Genomic DNA, 20,332 nt, shown 5'->3' on the forward strand with positions numbered 1-20,332 from the left:
GGGTCCTGGTCCTAAGATGTGGCGCATGGCTGATTACGACCTGACACGACGCCCCCGCCGCTTGCGGCGCAACCCCGCGATCCGAGAGTTCGTTGCGGAGACGCGTCTGCACCCGGCCGACTTCATCCTCCCGCTCTTCATCGCCGACGGCATCGACGCGCCGCGCGAGATCCCGTCCATGCCGGGCGTGCACCAGCACACCGAGGACTCCCTGAAGCGCATCTGCCACGAGGCGCTCGACGCGGGCGTGAAGTGCGTCGACCTGTTCGGCGTGCCCCGCGAGGAGGACAAGGACGCGACGGGGTCGGTCGCCGTCGCCGAGGACGGCATCCTCAACCGCGGCATCGCCGCGCTGCGCGAGGAGTTCGGCGAGGACCTGCTCATCATGTCCGACACGTGCCTCGACGAGTTCACGGACCACGGCCACTGCGGCGTGCTCACCACGGACGCGCACGGCAACGAGGTCGTGGACAACGACCCGACGGTGGACATCTACTGCGAGATGGCGGTGGCCCAGGCCCGCGCCGGCGCCCACATCGTCAGCCCGTCCGGCATGATGGACGGCCAGATCGGCGCGATCCGCAAGGCGCTCGACGCCGCGGGGTTCGCCGACGTGGCCATCATGGCGTACTCCGCGAAGTACGCCTCGAAGTTCTTCGGCCCGTTCCGCGACGCCGTCGGCTCTTCGCTCAAGGGTGACCGCCGCACGTACCAGCAGGACCCGGCCAACATCCGCGAATCGCTGCTCGAGGTGGAGCTCGACATCGCCGAGGGCGCCGACTTCGTCATGGTCAAGCCCGCCCTGCCGTACCTCGACGTGGTGGCGAAGGTGGCCGAGATCTCCCCGGTCCCGGTGGCCGCCTACCAGGTCTCCGGCGAGTACGCGATGCTCGCGGCCGCGGGCCAGAACGGCTGGATCGACTATGAGGCGACGATGATGGAGGCGCTGACCTCCATCAAGCGCGCGGGCGCGGACCAGATTTTCACGTATTACGCCATCGAGGCGGCGAGGGCCTGCAATGGTTAGTCTCCCGCCCGTGAACCCGAAGGCGCCGAGCCATGTGGAGCCGGAGGCCGTCGATACGCAAAAGCGCCCGGGCAAGACCCCGGAGGCCGTGCGGCTCATGCTCTCGTGCTGGGCGGTGATGATCGCGGGCGAGCTGCTGCACCAGATCCTCGTGGTTGTCTCCACCGCGCTCGACCCGGCGGCGCTGCGGGAGGCGGCGCGCGAGACGGCGAAGTCGCGCGGCGGCGAGGTCTCGGACGGGCTGGTCAACGCCACCGTCTACGGCTCCATCTTCGTCATGGCGCTGCTGCAGCTCGCGGTGCTCGTGCTGCTTGCGTTCGCGCTGCGGACGGTGAAGGAGAATGGCTCGTGGGCGCGCAATGCGCGGCGCCTGCTGCAGATCTTCGGCGGGTTCTTCGGGCTGCGGATGCTTTCGCTGTTCTTCATGCTGCCGTCGTCGACCACGCTGCCGGTGGCGTTCTACGCGTTCGACGGTGTCCTCCAGATCATCCTCGGCGTCGCGGGCGTGATGGGCCTGATCTACGCGATGGATAAGGACGCCGTCGCGTGGACGGATCGCGCCCAGAAGAACGCCCAGAAGAAGGGGAAATAGGCCATGGCCGGCATGTTTCCGACGCTGGTCTCGGACCCAAACGACCGGAACCGCCGCTTCACCGGCGAGGTCGGCGAGACGTGGCCGGACGCGCTGCGCCGCGGGTACGTGCTGTGCCTCATCTCGGCGGTGCTCATGCTGGTCATCGGGTTCGCGCTCATCGCGGCGGGGACGCCCGAGCGTATCGACGACGCCGTGCGCGACACGTTCTCCCGAAACCTCCGCCTCGTCGCCTGGGGCAACATCGTCCTCGCGCTCGTGCTCGCATCGGCCGCCGCGTACTTCCCGAAGGGCTCGAAGACGGCGCGGCGCGTCGCCGGCGCGACGATCGGCCTGACGGTGTTTTTGAACCTCGCCGGCTTCGTTGTCGGCGTGGCCGGCTGGGCGTCGTTCGTGGTCGTGATCGTGCTGGTGATCGCCCTGTTTTTCATGTTCCGCCCGGCGGCGAACGCGTTCGTGGACGAGCGCAGCGGCGACCCGTGGAGGGGAGTGGAGTAGATGCGCGGGTTTGAACGTGCGGGCGAGAACGCGCTCGACGAGCACCTCGAGGCGGCGCGCGAGGCGGCCCGGCTCGCCGGCATCGATCCGGAGACGGCGCGGCGCGACCTCGACGGCGAGCTCGTGCGGCCGAACGCCTCGTACGCGTTCGAGCTCACCGGCATCGAGGACGGGCCGCAGCTCACCGAGATTGAGGACGCGCTCGAGTCGCTCGACGGCGTGTCCGCCCGCCTCGTGTACCCGACCCGGATGGCGTGGGTGACCGCCCCGGCGACGACCCCGCTGTCCGAGATCACGGACACCATCGAGCGCTTCGGTGTGAAGGCGAACGTCACGGACTCGACGCTGCAGCGCCGCGCCCACGGCCGGTACTGGACGGAGCATCCGCTGCCGCGCCGGGCGAAGCACCACCGCAAGGAGGAGGACGCGAACCTCATCGCCCGCGCCCAGGGCTTCGTCCAAAACACCCCGCGCCGCCCGCAGCGCACCGGCGACGTGCTGTTCACCGCCCGCGACCTGGTCACCCCGGCGAGGCTGTGGACGGCGGTGCTGCTCACCATCCCCGTGCTGCTGCTCACCTACGTGCCGGCCTTGAGCTTCCCGGGCTGGCAGTGGGTCTCGCTCGCCCTGTCCACCCCGGTGGCGCTGTGGTGCGCCGAGCCGTTCCACCGCGCTATGGCGGGCGGCGTGCGCCGCGGCCTGTCGGCGCTCGACGGCGCGAGCTCCATCGCCATCCTCGCCGCCTACGTGTGGTCCTTCGCCGCGCTGCTGTTCACCTCCGCGGGCACGATCGGCTACGAGTCGAGCGGCAGCTGGATGCCGCTGAGCGTGGGCAAGGGCCCGGAGCTCTACTTCGAGGTCGCCTGCACGGTGACCACGCTGCTCCTCGTCGGCCGCTACTTCTCCATGCGCGTGCGCTCGAGCCTGCGCGACGCCCTCGACGCCCGCCGGCCCGGCCCGGACTCCCTCTACGAGGTCAACCACCGCGCCCGCACGAGCGGGCCGGGCGAGGAGATGCCCGCCACCGAGATTCGCCAGGGCGACGACGTCCACGTCACCGCCGGCCAGGTCATCCCCGTCGACGGCGAGGTGATCGGCGGCTCCGGCGAGATCGACTGGGAGCTCGTGAGCACGTACGCCACGCCGCAGCTCAAGGTGGGCGCGAAGGTGCTCGCCGGATCCGTGCTGCGCAGCGGCCGGATCAAGGTGCGCACCACCCGCGTCGGGCACACCACGCTGCTTGCCGCGGTGCAGCGCTGGCTCGAGGAGGCCTCCCGGCACCAGAACGCCGCGACGATGGTCTCCACCCGCTCGGCGGGCCTGCTCATCCCGGCGGCGTACATCATCGCGGCCTTCGACTTTGGGCTCTGGCTGCTGTTCACCGGCAACGTCAACACCGCGGTGTCCACGGCGCTGGCCATCCTCATCGTCGTCGCGCCGGTGAGCCTGGCCATCTCGCCCGCGCTGGCGATCCGCCAGGGCCTCGAGTCTGCCGTGCGCAACGGCGTGCTCGTGCGCGACGGCAATACCCTGCGCGTGCTGTCCAAGACGGACATGGTGGTGTTCAACCGCGTGGGCACTCTGGTCAAGCCGGAGATGACGGTGGAGACCGTCACGCCGGCGAAGGGGGAGAGCAGTGAGCTCGTCGTGCGCATCGCGGGTGTGCTCTCCGCGGACTCGGATCACCCGGCCTCGCGCGCGATTGTCAAGGCCGCCCGCGAGGTGCGCGACGCCCGCTCGGGCGACCCGCGCTTGCCGGACTGGATCGAGGCCGGCGACGACATTGTCACCCCGGACGGCGAGTTCGGCGGCCGCGTCACCGCCACGTGGGGCAATGGCGAAAACGCCCGCTCGCAGACGTTCGACGCCTCCCTGTGGCGCCCGACCAACCTCTCGCAGCTCTCCGGTAAGCTCTCGGTCGCGGCCACCACCGGCGGCACGCCCGTGGTCGTGCGCTGGGACGGCAAGGACCGCGGCGTGATCACGCTCTACGACCCGGCGAAGGAGGACGCCATCCAGGCCGTGGACCGGCTCGAGTCCATGGACGTGGAGACGGTCATGCTCACCCGCGACACCTACCCGGTGGCCCGCCGTTTCGCGGACTTCCTCGGCATCTCCCAGGTGCTCGCGGGCCTGCGCTCGCCGGAGAAGCCGGCCGCGGTGCGCGCGCTGCACACCCAGGGCGCCATCGTCGCGATGGTGGGCGATTCCAGCGTTATGCCCGTCCTGCGCGTGGCGGACACCGGCATCCTCTACGCCTCCGAGGACCTCGTGGGCACGAAGGAGCCGAAGTGGGACAGCACCTGCGACGTGGTGCTTGTGCGTGACGACGTCATGGCTGTACCCCAACTCATCGAGCACGCCCGGCGCGTCAACCGCATCGTGAACACCAACCTCGCCTTCGCCGGCATCTATAACATCGTCGCCATCGTCCTCGCCGCGGCGGGCGTGCTGCCCCCGGTGGGCGCGACGCTGCTCATGCTGGGCAGCTCCCTGCTGGTGGAGTTCGGTTCCAGGCGCGCCGGGCGGTTCCGGACCTAGGCGGCTGCGCCGGTAGGCTTGGGCGACATGAGCAGACGCGACCTCGCCCACGCCCCCCTCATCGAGGCCGCCAACGGGCGCACCCCCTCGCGCACCCCGGTGTGGTTTATGCGCCAGGCCGGCCGCTCGCTGCCGGAGTACCGGAAAGCGCGCGAGGGTATCCCGATGCTCGACTCGTGCTTCATGCCCGAGCTCCTCGCCGAGATCACGCTGCAGCCGGTGCGCCGGCACGACGTCGACGCCGCGATCCTCTTTTCCGACATCGTGGTCCCGCTCAAGGCCGCGGGCGTGGACGTCGCGATCGTGCCCGGCAAGGGGCCGGTGGTGGCCAGCCCGGTGCGGGGGCGGGACGACGTCGAGAAGCTGCCGCTCCTCGAGGACACCGTGGACGAGGTGGCCGACGGCATCCGCATCATCCTCGGCGAGCTGACGGACACCCAGGCGCTCATCGGCTTCGTGGGCGCGCCGTTTACCCTGGCCAGCTACCTCGTCGAGGGCGGGCCGAGCAAAAACCACGAGAAGACGAAGGCGATGATGCACGCCGAGCCGGAGACGTGGCACGCGCTCATGCGCCGCCTCGTGCCCACGATCACGGCGTTTTTGCGCATGCAGGTCGAGGCCGGTATCGACGCGATGCAGCTGTTCGACTCGTGGGCGGGCTTTCTCACCGAGCGCGACTACCGCGAGTTCGTCCTGCCGTACTCCGCTGAGATCCTCGCGTCCGTGGCGGGGGAGATCCCGCGCATCCACTTCGGCGTGGCCACCGGCGAGCTGCTCGGCGCCATGTCCGAGGCCGGCAGCGAGGTGATGGGGGTGGACTGGCGCGTCCCCCTCGACGTCGCCGCATCCCGCTTTGCGACGCCCAAGGTGCTCCAAGGCAACCTCGACCCCGCGCTGCTCTTCGCCGGCCCGGACGTGGTGCGCGCCGAGGTCGCGCGGATCAAGGGCGAGGCCGCCCGCGCCATCTCCACCGGCGACGCCACCGGGCACATCTTCAACCTGGGTCACGGCGTGTTGCCCACCACCGACCCGGACGCGGTGACCGAGGCCGTGCGCATTATCCACGAGGAGCAGTAAATGAACATCGCCATCATCGGCGCGGGCCTGGCCGGGCTTACCGCCGCCTACGAGCTCAACGATAAAGACGCCCACGTCGACGTCTACGAGGCGACCGACCGCGTCGGCGGCAAGCTCTACACCGTCGCCTTCGAGGCCGGGCCGACCGACATGGGCGCCGAGGCGTTCATGGCGCGGCGCCAGGACGCCGTCGACTTCTTCACCCAGCTCGGCCTGGCGGGCTCGCTCGTCGAGCCGAGCGGCCTGCGCTCCCTCGTCTGGGTCGACGGCGAGGCCCGCGCGCTGCCCGCCGGGGGCGTGATGGGCATCCCCTCCTCCTCCGCGCCGGTGGCCCACCTCGTGGGCGCGGAGACCGCCGCGCGCATCGACGCCGAGGGCGCGCGCGAGGGGTTCGCGTGGGAGGTCGGCGGTGACGTGAACGTCGGCACGCTGGTGCGCGAGCGCTACGGCGACGAGGTGGTGGACAACGTCGTCTCCTCCCTGCTTGGCGGGGTGTACTCCTGCAACGCCGACGACCTCGGCGTGCGCGCGACCATCCCGCAGCTCGCCGAGGAGCTCGACCGGCTCGCCGCCGCCTCCGCCGACGGCACGGTGCGCCTCTCCGAGGCCGTGGCCAACCTCGAGCGCTCCCGCCGCGAGATGCCCACCGGCCAGGGCGCGGTGTTCAAGACCTTCCGCGACGGCTACCAGGAGCTCTACGAGACGCTCGCCGAGCAGTGCGGCGCCGACATCTACATCGACACGTTCATCTCCGGCGTCGAGTTCGCGGGCTCGCCCGACGCGCCGAAGTACCGCCTCAAGGGCGCCGAGCGCGACGACGACGGCAACGACAAGCTCTACGACCGCGTCATCCTCGCCGTGCCCTCCCCCACGGCGGCGCTGCTGCTCCACGGCGTCGCGCCCGAGGCGGCCGCGGCGCTCAAGGCCGTGAAGCTGTCGAACTCCGCCGTCGTGGGCATGCGCTTCGCCAGCGACACCAGCCCGAGCGGGGACCTGCCGCAACACTCCGGCGTCCTCGTCGCCACCGGCGCGACGGACGTCCACGCGAAGGCGTTCACGTTCTCATCGCGCAAGTGGCCCCACCTCGCCGAGCGCGGCGGGGCGCTCGTGCGCGCGAGCTTCGGCCGCTTCGGCGACACCGTCGCGCTGACCACCTCGGAGGACGACCTCGTCGACTGGGCCCTCGACGACCTGCAGACCATCACCGGCTTCGACGGCCGCGCCGCCGGCCTCGAGGAAATCTACGTCCAGCGCTGGCTCGGCGGCCTGCCCCGCTTCGACGAGCATCACCTCGCCACCGTCGCCCGCGTACGCAGCCTGCTTCTCGACGACCCCAAGGCCTCCGGCGTCACCGTCACCGGCGCCTGGGCAGGCGGGGTGGGCGTGCCGGCGGTGATTGCGGACGCGCGGGCGGTGGCTGTAGACGCTGCTAAGCAACTGCCCTAGCTGCGACGGGGTAGGTTGATCACCTATGAGTGCACACGGCGAACGGCGCGAGCAGGCGGAGTCGGCGGCCGAGGAGGCCATGCTCGAGCGGGGGCGCGCCGAGCAGGAGTGGTGGGAGGACGACGGCCTGCCCTGGAACGGCAAGCCGACGAAGGCCGACTACTGGTGCCTCGGTTGGTTCGGTTTCGTCGGCCTGTTCGGCATGGCGATGATCCCGCTGCGCGCCTGGCTGCTCGGCCTCGACCCGCCGACCATGCTCGCCCTGACCGGCTCGCGCATCGGCGCGGCGTCCACGGGCGCGCTTGCCGCCGCCGGCGAGGCGAGGCACTGGCTGCTGTACCTGCTCATCGGCTCGGTGGTCGCCATCAAGTTCGACTGGATCTACTGGTGGGCCGGCAAGCTGTGGGGCCGCGGCATCCTCGACGTGCAGGCCGCGAGCTCGAAGCGCACGGCGAAGAACATCGACCGCGTCGAGCACTGGGCCGCCAAGCTGGGGTGGCTGGGCATCTTCCTCGCCTACGTGCCCATCCCGCTGCCGATCGCGTTTGTGGTGTTCGTGCTCATGGGCATGACCGACATGCCACTGGGGAAGTTCCTCGCGCTCGACTTCATTTCCAAGACGGCCTGGTCGTTCCTCTACCTCGGCCTCGGCTGGTGGATCGGCGACCCGGTGGTCACGGTGCTGGACGGCTACGCGAAGATCGCCAACTGGGTGGCCATCGGCCTGCTCGTGGTGGTGTTTGTCGGCGTGTTCCGCAACCAGTCGAAGAAGAAGCAGGCCGAGACGGAGATCGTGGGCAACGAGATCGAGGCGGGGCGGTAAGCGGCTACGCCCGGTGCTCCACCACGGACGAGAAGTCCTCGTCCCCGTGGCCCGCCTCCTGCTGCGCCTCGAGCGAGCGCAGGGCGGCGGCGACGGCGGGCAGGTCTCGGTCTGCGGAGGCGGCGGTGTCGAGCATGAGGCGCGCGTCCTTGGCAATGGCGTCGACGGAGAAGTCGCCGGGTTTGGTGGAGCGCTCGCCGAGGAGGAACGGCGCCTTCATGTTCACGATGAACTCCAGGCCGGTGGAGCCGAGCATGTCCACCACGTCGGCCTCGGAGAGCCCCTGCGATTCGCCCAGCACCAGCGCCTCCTTGAAGCCTTCGATGGTCACGGCGAGGGCGAGGTTGGCCAGGAGCTTGCCGGTCGCGGCGGCCGCGGCCGACTCGACCTCCTTCAGCCGGTCCGGGTTCGCGGCGGCCCAGGGGGCGACGACGGTGGCGACGGAACGGCGTCGAGAATCATCGGCCCCGCCGACGTACACCCCGAGCTTGCCCTCGCGCGCGGGCGGCAGCGACCCCACGACGGGCGTGTGCACGTAGCCCGGCACCGCCTCGGCGAACTCGCGGGCGTCGGCGGGGGAGACGGTCGTGGCGTCGGCCCACGTGCGCTCGCCGATGAGCCCAGGCTTGACGACGACCTCCCGGACCTCATCCGGCCCGAACAGGGAGGTGATCACCAACTCGGCGTCCGCGACGGCCTCCTCCGGCGTCGCGGCGGCGGTGGCCCCGCGGTCCACGAGCGGCTGGGTCTTCGAGGCGGTCCGGTTCCAAACGGTGAGGTCGTGGTCGTCGACGAGCTTGAGGGCGAGCTCGGTGCCCATGCGGCCGAGGCCTAAAAACGCGATCTTCATATGGCCTACGATAGACAACCATGACTGCCGAAACTCCGACCTCAGCTAACACCCAGCGCTCCCACGAGCTGTTCGAGCGGGCGCAGCGTTCGACGCCGGGCGGGGTGAACTCCCCGGTGCGCGCGTTCGGTTCGGTGGGCGGGCAGACGCGCTTCATCCAGAGCGCGCACGGCTCGCAGCTCATCGACGTCGACGGCAACCGCTACGTCGACCTCGTCTGCTCCTGGGGTCCGATGATCCACGGTAACGCGCACCCGCAGATCGTCGAGGCGGTGGAGAAGTCGCTGGTCAACGGCCTGAGCTTCGGCGCGCCGACGGAGGCGGAGATCGAGATCGCGGAGCACATCATCGCCCGCACGTCCGTGGAGGAGGTGCGCATGGTCAACTCCGGCACCGAGGCCACGATGTCCGCGGTGCGGCTTGCGCGCGGGTTTACGGGCCGGCCGAAGATCCTCAAGTTCGAGGGCTGCTACCACGGCCACGTGGACGCGCTGCTCGCGAGCGCGGGCTCCGGCTTGGCGACGTTCTCCCTGCCGGATTCCCCCGGCGTGACCGGCGCGCAGGCCGCCGACACCATCGTCGTGCCCTACAACGACATCGCCGCCGTCGAGCGCGCCTTCCGCGAGAACGAGGGCGAGATCGCGGCCATCATCGCCGAGGCCGCCGCGGGCAACATGGGCACCGTCGCGCCGCAGGACGATTTCAACGCGAAGCTCAAGGAGCTCGCCCACCTCAACGGCGCGCTGCTCATCCTCGACGAGGTGATGACGGGCTTCCGCACCTCCTACTCGGGCTGGTACGGCGTGGACCACGTCGCGGGCGACCTCACCACATTCGGCAAGGTCGTTTCCGGCGGCCTGCCCGCGGCGGCGTTCGGCGGGCGCCGCGACATCATGGAGCGCCTCGCGCCGAACGGCCCCGTCTACCAGGCCGGCACGCTCTCCGGTAACCCCGTCGCCATGGCGTCCGGGCTCGCGTCCCTGCAACTGGCCACCGAGGACATCTACCCCACGCTGCAGTCCAACGCGGACACGCTCGAGCGGTTGCTTGACAGCGCGCTCACGGCCGAAGGCGTCGCCCACCACATCCAGCGCGCCTCGACGATGCTCTCGATCCGCTTCGCCGAGGGGGAGGGCACGAACTTCGCGGACATGCAGGCCGCCGAGACGTTCCGCTACGCCCCGTTCTTCCACGCCCTGCTGGACAACGGCGTGTACGCGGCGCCGAGCGCGTTTGAGACCTGGTTCGTCTCCACCGCGCTGACGGACGAGGACTTCGGCCGCATCGAGGACGCGCTGCGCCCGGCGGCGAAGGCGGCGGCCGCGGCGGTGGCGCCGGAGTGAGCCCCACCACGACCGTGCACCTCGTGCGCCACGGCGAGGTGTACAACCCGAAGCGCATCCTCTACGGGCGCATGCCGGGCTACCACCTCTCCTCGCGCGGCAACTCCATGGCGGTGGCCACGTCGCGCTTCTTCCGCGGCCGCGACGTGGTCTACCTCGCCGCGAGCCCGCTCGAGCGCGCGCAGGAGACGGCCCGGCCGATCGCAGAGGTCACTGGCTGCGAGATTGAGACCCGCGAGGACATCCTCGAGGCGGGCAACACCTTTGAGGGTCTGCGCACGAAGGGGTGGCGCTCGCAGCTGTTCAACCCGATTCGCTGGCGGCACATGACCAACCCGCTCGAGCCGAGCTGGGGCGAGCCGTACCAGGAGATCTTCGAGCGCATGTGGTCCGCCGTGGAGGACGCGCGCGGGCGCGCCGCGGGGCACGAGGCGGTGCTGGTGAGCCACCAGCTGCCGATTGTCATGGTGCAGCGCCACGTGCAGGGCAAACCGCTCGCCCACGTGTCGCGCGAGTGCGCCCTCGCCAGCGTCACGTCACTTGTGTTCGAGGGCGACAGTGTTGTTGACTGGGCCTACACCACCCCCGCCCAGGACATCTAGAAGGCTGTAACCACCCATGCGAAAGCCCATCGCCGCGACCGTGTGCGCCACCGTGTGCGCCGCCACGCTCGCGCTGACCGCCTGCTCCGGCGGCGCCGGTGACAGCGGCGGCACCTTCTCGTTCCACTCCCCGGGCGGGCAGACGGAGATCACCTACGACGAGGCGGAGCGCAAGCCGCTCGCCGGCCTCGAAGGCGAGTCGCTCACCGACGAGGGGCAGACGATCAAGCTGTCCGACTTCGACGGGCAGATCGTCGTCCTCAACGCGTGGGGGCAATGGTGCGCCCCGTGCCGCGCGGAGGTGGACGACCTCGAGGAGATTCAGCAGCACCTGCAGTCCGAGCACCTCGGCACGGTGCTGGGCATCAACGTGCGCGACCAGAACCCGCAGATCGCCCGCGACTTCCTCGCCGATAACGGGGTGACGTACCCGTCGATCTACGACCCGCCGTTCAAGACCGCGGCGTCGCTCGGCGGCGTGCCCAGCTCCGTCATCCCGACCACGATCGTGCTGGACAAGCAGCACCGCCCGGCCGCGGTCTTCCTGCGCGAGGTGTCCGCCCAGGACGTCCTCGACGTCGTCGACCGCCTGGCGGGGGAGGCCTAGGTGGGGTTCGCTGACCTGGCCGCCGACGGCCCCCTGCTGCTCGGCATGCTCGCGGCGGCGCTCGCCGGGCTCGTGTCCTTTGCCTCCCCGTGCGTGATCCCGCTCGTGCCGGGCTACATCTCGTATCTCACCGGCGTCGTCGGCGGCGAGGTCACGATCGACGAGCACGGCGCGCGCGTGTCCCGCAAGCACTGGGCCGTCGCCGGCGCGGCCGCCCTGTTCGTCGCCGGGTTCACCGTCGTGTTCCTGCTGGCCACGGTGACGGTCTTCGGCGCGGTGAGCCTCATCGCGCTCAACGCGCGCACGCTTACGCGCATCGGCGGGGTGGTCACCATCCTCATGGGCCTCGTCTTCATGGGCGCGGTCCCGGCGCTGCAAAACGACACGCGCATGGCCCCGAAGCGGTGGACCACCATCCTCGGCGCGCCGCTGCTCGGCGGGGTGTTCGCCCTCGGGTGGACGCCGTGTCTCGGCCCCACGCTCGCCTCGATCATCTCGGTGTCCGTGGGCACGCAGGGGCTTACCGCCGCGCGCGGGGTGCTCCTCGTCGTCGCGTACTGCCTCGGCCTCGGCCTGCCGTTTCTGCTCCTCGCGCTCGGGTCGTCGAAGGCGGTGCGCAGCATCAACGTGCTGCGCAAGCACTCGCGCGGCATCCAGATCGCGGGCGGGGTGGCCATGATCGCCGTCGGCGTCATGCTGCTCACCGGCGCGTGGGACGCGTTCATCGGCTGGACCCGCCAGCTCGTCGTCGGATACGGAGGGACGGTCATCTAAATGGCAACCGCACTTTCCTGGCTGCGCAAGGCGTGGCACTGGCTCACCAGCATGCGCACCGCGCTCATGCTCCTGTTCCTCCTCGCGCTCGCGTCCATCCCCGGCGCGCTCCTGCCGCAGCGCCAGGTGAGCGCCTCGCTTGTCGACGACTACCTTCGGGCCAACCCCACGATGGGCCCGATCTACGACAAACTGCAGATGTTCGACGTGTTCAGCTCGACGTGGTTCGTGGCCATTGTCACGTTGCTCATGATCTCGCTCGTCGGCTGCATCATCCCGCGCTCCATCGACCACTGGCGCGCCTACCGGGCCACGCCCACCCGCGCGCCGAAGTACCTCGGCCGCATGCCGCTGCACAGCGAGGGGGTTGTGGCAGGGGCGCCGGAGGACGTCGAGAAGCGGCTGCGCGAACAGCTCAAGGGGTGGCACGTGGCCACCTACGCGCCGGAGGAGGACCGCGCGGGCGCGCTGTCCGTCTCGGCGGAGCGCGGCTACACGCGCGAGCTAATGAACCTCATCTTCCACGTGGGGCTCGTGGCCATGATTGTCACCTTCATTGCCGGGCGGATGGTGTTCTACGAGGGCCAGGTCATCGTGGTGACCAACTCCGAGGCCGAGGGTGCGGTGCCCGTGACGCAGTCGCGCGTGTTCTGCAACACCTCGCCGGCGAACTTCGACGTCTTCCGCGCCGGGCCGTTCTTCGACGGCACCGGGCTCACCCCGTTCTGCTTCGAGTCCGAGAATTTCAAGGCGTCCTACCTCAACACCGGCCAGGCGAGCGGCTTCAGCTCGGACCTGCGCTACACCGACGACGTGTCCAAGCCGCAGGACGAGTGGACGCCCACGACCGTGTCGGTGAACCACCCGCTGCGCATCCACGGCGACCGCGTCTACCTCCAGGGCCACGGCTTCGCCCCGCAGGTGACGGTGACGTGGCCGAACGGGGAGACCCGCACGCAGATGGTGCAGTTCCGGCCCACCGACGTGTTCACGTTCCTCTCCTCCGGCGTCATGCGCTTCGACCCGCCCGCCGGCATGTACCCGGACCTCAACGACCGGCGCGCGCACCAGATCGCGCTCGAGGGCAACTTCGCCCCGACCGCGAAGTGGACCGGGCCGAACGGGGACCAGCTACAGTCCTCCTTCCCGACGATGGACGACCCGGCCGTCACCCTCGACGTCTACGCGGGCGACGCCGGCCTGGACACCGGCCGCCCGCAGAACGTGTTCGTGCTCGACCAGTCGCTCGTCGCGGACGGGCGCTTAGAGAAGAAGCAGCGCATCCAGCTCACCCCCGGCGCCGAGGCCGAGGTGGACACTGGCGACGGCAAGGTCAAGGTGCGTTTCGACGGCGCCGCCGAGTACGCGAACTACCAGATCTCGCGCGACCCCACGCAGGTGTGGGCGCTCGCCGCCACGCTGATCACGCTCGTGTCGCTCGCCGGCTCACTGGCCATCAAGCGCCGCCGCATCTGGGTGCGCCTGCGCCCGCACACCTCGGACGCTGGGGAGCCGGAAACCGCGGTCGAGATCGCCGGCCTCGCCCGCACCGACCGCGCCGGCTGGGGCCGCGAGTTCCACCGCATCGCCGGGTCCGTGCTGGGCACCCACACGGAGGTGGAGGAGGAAGAGTTCGACCCCTATGACCTTGGTTGACACCTGCCCGGTGGAGTAGGTTAAGCGTCATGCTTGTCAACACCACCATGGCGGAGCTGTCGGATCTGACGTTCCGCACCGCCTTCATCGTCTACATCGTGGCGCTGATCATGTCGTTCATCTACTACGGCCGCGTCAACGGTGTCATCGAGGCCCGCCGCGAGGTGCAGGCCAAACAGAAGGTGTTGGTTGGCGCTGGTGGGCCGGAGGTCGTCGATACGCAATCGCCCCTTGAGGACGAGGAATACGCCGCGAAGATCGCCTCCGCCCGCAAATGGGCCGGCATGACGCAGGCCCTCGTGTGGGTCGGCGTGGCGCTGCACGTGGTGGCGTTTATCACCCGCGGGCTGGCCGCGAAGCGCTTCCCGCTGGGCAACCTGTACGAGTACATCCTGTTCATGACGGCCGTGATCATGGTCGTCGCCGCGGTGGTGATCCAGCGCAAGGGCTGGCACACCGTGTGGCCGTGGCTACTGTTCCCCATGGTCATCGCGATGTTCCTCAACTCGACGGTGTTCCACATGCAGGCCGCGCCCGTCGTGCCGGCGCTGCAGTCCTACTGGCTGCCGGTGCACGTGTCGTCGGTGTCCATCGGCGCGTCGATCGGCCTGGTCTCCGGCGTGTTCGAGCTGCTCTACCTGCTGCGCATGAAGGAGCCGCGCGGCGAGGAGAGCGGCTTCCTCGGCGCCATCGCGCGCCCGCTGCCGAGCGCGAAGACGCTCGACCAGATCGCGTACAAGACCGCCGTGATCACCCTGCCGCTGTTCGGCATCGGCATCGTCTTCGGCGCCATCTGGGCCGAGGTGGCGTGGGGCCGGTTCTGGGGCTGGGACGCCAAGGAGACCGTCTCCATGATCACCTGGATCCTCTACGCCGCGTACCTCCACGCCCGCGCGACGGCGGGCTGGAAGTCCACCGCCGCCGCCTGGATCAACGTGTTCGCGATGTGCATGACCATCTTCAACATGACGTACGTGAACACCGTCATCGCCGGCCTGCACTCGTACGCGGGGCTGAACTAGCGTGAAGGTGCTCATCACCGGCGGCGCCGGCTACATCGGGTCGACCATCGCTTCGTGCTGCGCGGACAACGGCATCACGCCCGTGATCCTCGACGACTACTCCACGGGGCTGCGCGTCTTCGCCGAGCGGTTCGAGTGCTACGAGGGCGACATCGCCGACGAGGCCCTCCTCGAGCGCGTGGTGGCGGACCACCCGGACATCTTCGCGGTCGTGCACTGCGCGGCGAAGATCGTCGTGCCCGAGTCCGTCGAGCAGCCGCTGGAGTACTACGAGAACAACGTGGCCAAGGCCGTGACCATGCTGCGCACGCTAAGCGGCCTCGGGGTGCGCCGCGTTGTGCTGTCCTCCACCGCGTCGATGTACGAGCCGGGGCCGGACTGGATGGTGGACGAGACGAGCCCCGTTGACCCCCAGAGCCCCTACGCCGCGTCGAAGTGGCTGCTCGAGCGCGTGCTTCGCGACGCAGCCGCCGCCGGCCGCCTCTCCGCCGTGGCGCTGCGCTACTTCAACCCCATCGGCGCGGATCCCGCGCTGCGCACCGGCCTGCAGAACCCGGCGCCCTCCCACGCGCTGGGCAAGATGATCGAGGCGTACGAGGCGCACGAGTCGTTCACCGTCACCGGCGTGGAGTGGCCCACCCGCGACGGTTCCGGCCTGCGCGACTACATCCACGTCTGGGACCTCGCCCGCGCGCACGTCGCCGTGCTACAGCGTTTCGACGAGGTCTGCGCCGCCTCGCGCTCCGGCACCGGCTACGACGTGATCAACCTCGGTACCGGCCAGGGCACCACCGTCTTCGAGCTCGCGGAGGCGTTCGGCGAGGCCACCGGCGCGCCGCTTCCGGTGCAGACGGGCCCCGCCCGCCCCGGCGACGTCGTCGGCTGCGCCACCCGCACGGGCAAAGCGTCGTCGGTACTCGGCTGGGCACCAGAGCGCTCACTTGTCGACGGCGTCCGCGACTCCCTCGCCTGGTCCACCAAACTGCCCGCCGTACTCGCCGAGGAGGCCGCCTGTGGCTGACGCCCAGCACAAGCCCCGCAACAAGCAGGGCAAGCCCGCGAGCGACGACCCGGTGCTCATCGCGCTGGGGGAGCAGATCGCTTCTCGACGCCGCACCTCAGGCCGCCTCCAACAAGACGTCGCCGACGCGGCCGGCGTGTCCCGCTCCACCCTGCACACCATCGAGCACGGCGGCTCCGGCGTGCGCTGGGAAAAGGTTGTCGCGGTGGCCGGCGAGCTGGGGCTGAAGGTGGAGTTCAGCGACAAGTAGGGGCAAGTAGGGGCGTTACTCTTCGGGGTGCTCTTCGCGGCGGCCTTCTTCGCGGCGGCGTCGCCGTTCCTCGTCCTCACGCCGCAGCCGCTCGGCCTCGAGCCGCTTGCGCTCCGCCTCCTCCTTCGCGCGGCGCTCCTTGAACCGGTTCTTCTCGATGTTCCAGAGAAACTCCTCGTCGTCATCCGGCCCCTTGATCGCCGGTTTCGCCGGTGCCCCGGACGTGCCGGACTGGCCCGGGCGGAGCGACCCGTAGCGCTCGCTCGAGCCAGGCCCGAACGCGCGCCACAGCAGCGCCGCGGCGAAAATGACCAGGACCAGCAGTAGCACTCTTCCCATGGTTTTAAACATACTTGGCCGGGGGATAGGGTTATGCCTTGTGACAGAACAATCTTCGCCCCAGGTCGACCCGCAGGCGCGGTCCCGCGCGCGCAAGGCCGTGGGGGTCTACGGGTTCGACCGGCTGCTGCTGTTCATCGCGCTCACGGTGGTCATCCAGACGCTCGCGATGCTCATCGGCGCGCCGGTTCCGGTCATCATGTCGGCGCTGCTCGCCCTCATCGTGGCGTTCCCGCTGTCCATGCTCGTGTTCAAGCGCCACCGCCTCGAGGCGAACGCGGCCGTCGCGGAGCTGAAGCGCCAGCGCGCCGCCCGCAAGGACTGGATCCAGAGCGAGCTCGCCGACCGCTAGGGCACCCCGCTTCTCGACGTCCGTTCCGCCACCCCCGCCTACCCCAGCGCCACTGCCCTGGCTCACCGGTGCGCACTGCCCTGGCTCACCGGCGCGCCCTGCCCCTTCCGCACCGCCCCACCCGCCCCACTCGCCCTGGCTCACCGGCGCGCCCTGCCCCTTCCGCACCGCCCCACCCGCCCCACTCGCCCTGGCTCACCGGCGCGCCCTGCCCCTTCCGCACCGCCCCCGCCTCCAGCCACCCTGGCTCACCGGCGCCCCAGCCGCCCCACTCGCCCCACTCGCCCTGGCTCACCGGCGCGCCACCGCCTCCAGCCACCCCCTGGGCACAAACCATGAGAACCAAACCATGAGAATGCCCCTATTTCGGGGTTTCTCATGGTTTGGTTCTCATGGTTTGCGTGCGTGGTGGGGTCCGGTGGGCGAGGTGGGGCCAGGCGGGCGTGGTGGAGCCAGGCGGGCGTGGAGTGACCCGGCGAGTGGGCGTGGAGTGACCCGGCGAGTGGGCATGGTGGGGCCAGGTGGGCGTGGCGGGGCCAGGTGGGCGAGGTGGGGCCAGGCGGGCGTGGTGGAGCCAGGCGGGCGTGGTGGGGCCAGGTGGGCGTGGTGGGGCCAGGCGGGCGTGGCGGGGTCCGGTGGGCGCAGGGGCCGAAACAGGCCGAACGCCCCCGCCCAGCCCCTCTAGTCGCGCTGGAGCTCGTGGCTGAGCGCCTCGAGCTCGCCGCCGCCGGCCATCTGGTGGGTGAGTTCCTCGAGGGTGACGTCGGAACGGGGCGCGTCGAGCTCCTGGCGGCCGAGCTTGAGGATGGTGAAGTGGTCGCCGACGAGGTAGGCGTGGTGGGGGTTGTGCGTGACCAGGACGACGGCGATGCCCCGGTCGCGCGCGGCGGCGACGAAGCGCAGCACCACGCCGGACTGTTTAACGCCGAGGGCGGCGGTGGGCTCGTCGAGGATCAGGACGCGCGCGCCGAAGTAGACCGCGCGGGCGATGGCGACCACCTGGCGCTGGCCGCCAGAGAGGTTGCCGGCCTCGACGTCGACGTCGGGGATGTCGATGCCCATCGCGAGCAGCTGCTCGGAGCAGATCCGGCGCATCTCCGCCTCGCGCAGCACGCCAAATGGGCCGACAAGCTCCTGGCCGAGGAAGAAGTTGCGCCAGACGCTGAGCTCGTCGACGATGGCCAGGGTTTGGTGCACGGTGGCGATGCCGGCGTTGATCGCGTCGCGGGGGGAGGAGAGGGTGGCCGGATGGTCGTCGATAAGCAACTCGCCCGATGTGGGCTGGTGCAGCCCCGAGAGGATCTTGATCAGGGTGGATTTGCCGGCGCCGTTGTCGCCGAGGACGCACGTGACTTCGCCGGCGCGCACGGCGAGGTCGACGCCGCGCAGCGCCTCGAAGGTGCCGTAGCTCTTGGTGATGCCGCGAAGCTCGATGACCGCCACTAGTGCCCCTTCGTGTACTTGGCAAACGAGGTGTTGGTGAGCACGGCGAACAGCAGCGTCGCGCCGAGGAAGAACTTGAACCAGTCCGGGTTCCAGCCGGCGTAGACGATGCCCTGGTTGGTCATGCCGAAGATGAGCGCGCCGATGGCGGTGCCCACCGCGGTGCCGCGCCCGCCGTCCATCGCGCAGCCGCCGATGACCGCGGCGATGATGTAGAGGAACTCGTTGCCCACGCCCTGGCCCGCCTGGATGGAGTCGAACGCGAAGAGGGTGTGCATGCCCACGAACCACGCGGCGAAGCCGACGCCCATGAACAGCGCCACCTTCACGCGCCGCACTGGTACGCCGACGGCGCGCGCCGCGTCCTCGTTGCCGCCGACCGCGGTGATCCAGTTGCCCCACTTCGTGCGGAACAGCAGGAACGACGCCAGCGCGACGAAGAGGACCCACCACAGCACGGTGACGCTGATGCGCACGCCGCCCACCGTGAACGTGCCGGCGAAGAACGAGTGCGCGGACGGAAAGCCCTCCATGTCCGCGATGGTGGGGGTGGCCACCTGCCCGGTGACCAGCTTGGTCACGGCGAGGTTGAGGCCCTGGAGCATGAGGAACGCGGCGAGGGTGATCAGGAACGAGTCGATGCCGGTGCGCGTGACCAGGATGCCGTTGAGCGCGCCGATCGCCAGCGCGATGCCGAGCGAGAGCAGCGCGCCGATCCACGAGTTGAGGTGCAGGTTGTAGTTGAGCATCGTCGCGGCGAGCGCGGCGGTGGTCACGGCGACGCCGGAGGAGAGGTCGAACTCCCCGCCGATCATGAGCAGCCCCACCGCGAGCGCGACGATGCCGAGCGTGGAGCTGGCGTAGAGCGTCGTCGCCAGCGCTTCGAAGGAGCGAAACGCCGGGGCGACGGCGAGGAAGAACGCGAAGATGGCCAGAAAGCCGAGCAGCGAGGCGAACTCGGGGCGGCGGATGAGCTTGGCAAACCCGGTGCGGGTGCGGAGGCGGTCATCGCTTGACGACGCCTCCGGCGCCCCCTGTGATCCCCCGGACCCCTCCACTGCCGTGCTCATCGCATACCCGCCTTCGCCGCCTCTTCGATCGTGTCCACGTTGGTGGAGTCTACGAAGCTCGGGCCGGTGTACACCGCCTGCCCGCCGCCGAGCGTGGCCCCGTTGCGCTTGGCCAGCCACAACGAGTCCACCGCGAGGTAGCCCTGGAGGTACGGCTGCTGGTCCACGGCCCACGCGACGCGCCCGTCCTTGATGGCGCCGACGAGCTCCGCGTTGGTGTCAAAGGTGGCCACCTGCGCCTGCGCACCGGACTGCTGCACGGATTCCACCGCGCGCATCGCCACCGGCGCTTGGAGCGCGAAGACGGTGTCGAAGCTCTTGTCCTGGGACAGCTTCGAGGTAATGGTGGACTGCACCGACGTGAGGTCCTGCCCGTTGACGTAGAGCAGGTCGACCGCGCCCCCGCCGAGGCCGTCGCGCACGCCCGCGCACCGCGCCTCCTGGGAGGAGTTGCCCTGCTCGTGGATGACGCAGAGGACCTTCTTCTTCCCCTCGTCGCGCAGGCGCTCGCCCGCCGCGCGGCCGGCGACGGTCTCGTCCTGGCCGAAGAAGCCGCTGAGCCCGTAGTCCTTGTACGCGGTCATGCCGGCGTTGAGGCCCACGACCGGGATGCCGTGGTCGACGGCGTCGCGCGCCGCGGGCCCGATCGCCTCGGCGTTGGGCAGCGTCACGGCGATGCCGTCCACGCCTGCGTCCACCGCGGAGCGCACGAAGTTCGCCTGGTTCGGCGCCTGCGGGTCGGAGGAGTAGCGCAGCTCGATGTTGTCCTTCTTCGCCGCGTCCTCCGCGCCCTTGCGCACGAGGTCCCAGTACGTGTCGCCGGGCGCGCCGTGGGTGACCATCGCGACGACGTAGCGCGGCGTGTCCACCCCGCCCGCGGTGTCCCCGCCGTGCTCGTTTCTGGGCGCCCCGCCTGTCGACGAGCATCCGCCCAGCCCCGCAACCACCGCCAGTAGCGCGGCCGCCAGCGCTTTTCGTCGTTTCGTCATTCCCAAAGTG

At 70.2% G+C, this 20,332-nt stretch carries 21 protein-coding genes; 16 read left to right on the plus strand and 5 right to left on the minus strand.

Annotated elements, in window-relative coordinates; genetic code table 11:
• Positions 1 to 25: 25 nt before the first annotated feature.
• The 7 genes from hemB to CJEDD_RS01495 are packed head-to-tail and all read left to right on the plus strand — an operon-like array spanning position 26 to position 8,004.
• A complete protein-coding gene (hemB, locus tag CJEDD_RS01465) occupies positions 26 to 1,027 on the plus strand; it encodes a porphobilinogen synthase (protein ID WP_415857846.1) in 1,002 nt (333 codons plus the stop codon).
• Between the two features lie 10 nt (positions 1,028 to 1,037).
• Positions 1,038 to 1,619 (plus strand): hypothetical protein, encoded by a 582-nt coding sequence (locus CJEDD_RS01470; RefSeq protein WP_157034404.1) that lies wholly within the window; start codon positions 1,038 to 1,040, stop codon positions 1,617 to 1,619.
• Between the two features lie 3 nt (positions 1,620 to 1,622).
• Entirely contained in the window at positions 1,623 to 2,117 is a 495-nt protein-coding gene (locus CJEDD_RS01475; protein ID WP_042405563.1) for a hypothetical protein, read from the plus strand.
• Complete coding sequence (locus CJEDD_RS01480; RefSeq protein WP_042405565.1) at positions 2,118 to 4,658, plus strand: heavy metal translocating P-type ATPase; 2,541 nt, start codon at positions 2,118 to 2,120, stop codon at positions 4,656 to 4,658.
• A gap of 27 nt (positions 4,659 to 4,685) precedes the next feature.
• Positions 4,686 to 5,735, plus strand: a complete 1,050-nt coding sequence (hemE, locus tag CJEDD_RS01485; protein WP_042405567.1) for a uroporphyrinogen decarboxylase — start codon at positions 4,686 to 4,688, stop codon at positions 5,733 to 5,735.
• The gene (locus CJEDD_RS01490) at positions 5,736 to 7,181 is read left to right on the plus strand and encodes a protoporphyrinogen oxidase (RefSeq protein ID WP_042405569.1); all 1,446 of its coding nucleotides are present in this window, start codon (positions 5,736 to 5,738) and stop codon (positions 7,179 to 7,181) included. It begins immediately after the preceding gene.
• A 25-nt stretch (positions 7,182 to 7,206) separates the two neighbouring features.
• Positions 7,207 to 8,004 (plus strand): DedA family protein, encoded by a 798-nt coding sequence (locus CJEDD_RS01495; RefSeq protein ID WP_042405571.1) that lies wholly within the window; start codon positions 7,207 to 7,209, stop codon positions 8,002 to 8,004.
• A gap of 4 nt (positions 8,005 to 8,008) precedes the next feature.
• Here CJEDD_RS01495 and CJEDD_RS01500 read toward each other — a convergent pair whose 3' ends face one another.
• Entirely contained in the window at positions 8,009 to 8,854 is an 846-nt protein-coding gene (locus CJEDD_RS01500) for an NAD(P)-dependent oxidoreductase (RefSeq protein ID WP_042405574.1), read from the minus strand.
• Between the two features lie 20 nt (positions 8,855 to 8,874).
• Between CJEDD_RS01500 and hemL the strand changes: the two genes are divergently transcribed.
• From hemL to CJEDD_RS01540, 8 genes are read left to right on the plus strand one after another with little or no spacing between them, the layout of a single operon-like run.
• A complete protein-coding gene (hemL, locus tag CJEDD_RS01505) occupies positions 8,875 to 10,197 on the plus strand; it encodes a glutamate-1-semialdehyde 2,1-aminomutase (RefSeq protein WP_042405576.1) in 1,323 nt (440 codons plus the stop codon).
• Positions 10,194 to 10,799 carry a histidine phosphatase family protein gene (locus CJEDD_RS01510; RefSeq protein ID WP_042405579.1) on the plus strand — a complete coding sequence of 202 codons (606 nt, stop codon included), beginning with the start codon at positions 10,194 to 10,196 and terminating at the stop codon, positions 10,797 to 10,799. Before hemL ends, CJEDD_RS01510 begins: the two co-directional genes overlap by 4 nt.
• A 16-nt stretch (positions 10,800 to 10,815) precedes the next feature.
• The gene (locus tag CJEDD_RS01515; protein ID WP_042405580.1) at positions 10,816 to 11,406 is read left to right on the plus strand and encodes a TlpA disulfide reductase family protein; all 591 of its coding nucleotides are present in this window, start codon (positions 10,816 to 10,818) and stop codon (positions 11,404 to 11,406) included.
• A gap of 45 nt (positions 11,407 to 11,451) precedes the next feature.
• The gene (locus tag CJEDD_RS01520; protein WP_081764479.1) at positions 11,452 to 12,180 is read left to right on the plus strand and encodes a cytochrome c biogenesis CcdA family protein; all 729 of its coding nucleotides are present in this window, start codon (positions 11,452 to 11,454) and stop codon (positions 12,178 to 12,180) included.
• Entirely contained in the window at positions 12,181 to 13,836 is a 1,656-nt protein-coding gene (locus CJEDD_RS01525; RefSeq protein ID WP_042405584.1) for a cytochrome c biogenesis protein ResB, read from the plus strand.
• A 29-nt stretch (positions 13,837 to 13,865) separates the two neighbouring features.
• A complete protein-coding gene (ccsB, locus tag CJEDD_RS01530; RefSeq protein WP_042405585.1) occupies positions 13,866 to 14,858 on the plus strand; it encodes a c-type cytochrome biogenesis protein CcsB in 993 nt (330 codons plus the stop codon).
• Between the two features lies 1 nt (position 14,859).
• The gene (gene galE, locus CJEDD_RS01535) at positions 14,860 to 15,879 is read left to right on the plus strand and encodes a UDP-glucose 4-epimerase GalE (RefSeq protein ID WP_042405586.1); all 1,020 of its coding nucleotides are present in this window, start codon (positions 14,860 to 14,862) and stop codon (positions 15,877 to 15,879) included.
• Positions 15,872 to 16,129, plus strand: coding sequence for a helix-turn-helix domain-containing protein (locus CJEDD_RS01540; protein WP_042405588.1), 258 nt, complete (start codon positions 15,872 to 15,874; stop codon positions 16,127 to 16,129). Before galE ends, CJEDD_RS01540 begins: the two co-directional genes overlap by 8 nt.
• A gap of 15 nt (positions 16,130 to 16,144) precedes the next feature.
• On the opposite strand, the gene CJEDD_RS01545 is transcribed toward CJEDD_RS01540, so the two are convergent.
• On the minus strand, positions 16,145 to 16,468 hold the full coding sequence (locus tag CJEDD_RS01545) for a hypothetical protein (protein ID WP_042405590.1): 324 nt from the start codon (positions 16,466 to 16,468) through the stop codon (positions 16,145 to 16,147).
• A 40-nt stretch (positions 16,469 to 16,508) separates the two neighbouring features.
• Here CJEDD_RS01545 and CJEDD_RS01550 point away from each other — a divergent pair, with 40 nt between their 5' ends.
• The gene (locus CJEDD_RS01550) at positions 16,509 to 16,820 is read left to right on the plus strand and encodes a DUF4229 domain-containing protein (RefSeq protein WP_415857847.1); all 312 of its coding nucleotides are present in this window, start codon (positions 16,509 to 16,511) and stop codon (positions 16,818 to 16,820) included.
• A gap of 681 nt (positions 16,821 to 17,501) precedes the next feature.
• On the opposite strand, the gene CJEDD_RS01555 is transcribed toward CJEDD_RS01550, so the two are convergent.
• The 3 genes from CJEDD_RS01555 to CJEDD_RS01565 are packed head-to-tail and all read right to left on the minus strand — an operon-like array spanning position 17,502 to position 20,322.
• Complete coding sequence (locus CJEDD_RS01555) at positions 17,502 to 18,263, minus strand: ATP-binding cassette domain-containing protein (protein ID WP_042408069.1); 762 nt, start codon at positions 18,261 to 18,263, stop codon at positions 17,502 to 17,504.
• A complete protein-coding gene (locus tag CJEDD_RS01560; protein WP_042408067.1) occupies positions 18,263 to 19,333 on the minus strand; it encodes an ABC transporter permease in 1,071 nt (356 codons plus the stop codon). Before CJEDD_RS01560 ends, CJEDD_RS01555 begins: the two co-directional genes overlap by 1 nt.
• The gene (locus tag CJEDD_RS01565) at positions 19,330 to 20,322 is read right to left on the minus strand and encodes a substrate-binding domain-containing protein (protein ID WP_042408066.1); all 993 of its coding nucleotides are present in this window, start codon (positions 20,320 to 20,322) and stop codon (positions 19,330 to 19,332) included. The genes CJEDD_RS01560 and CJEDD_RS01565 overlap by 4 nt, the downstream gene beginning before the upstream one ends.
• Positions 20,323 to 20,332 lie beyond the last annotated feature (10 nt).

Origin of the sequence: Corynebacterium jeddahense (genome assembly GCF_028609865.1) — a bacterium.
Lineage (GTDB): Bacteria > Actinomycetota > Actinomycetes > Mycobacteriales > Mycobacteriaceae > Corynebacterium > Corynebacterium jeddahense.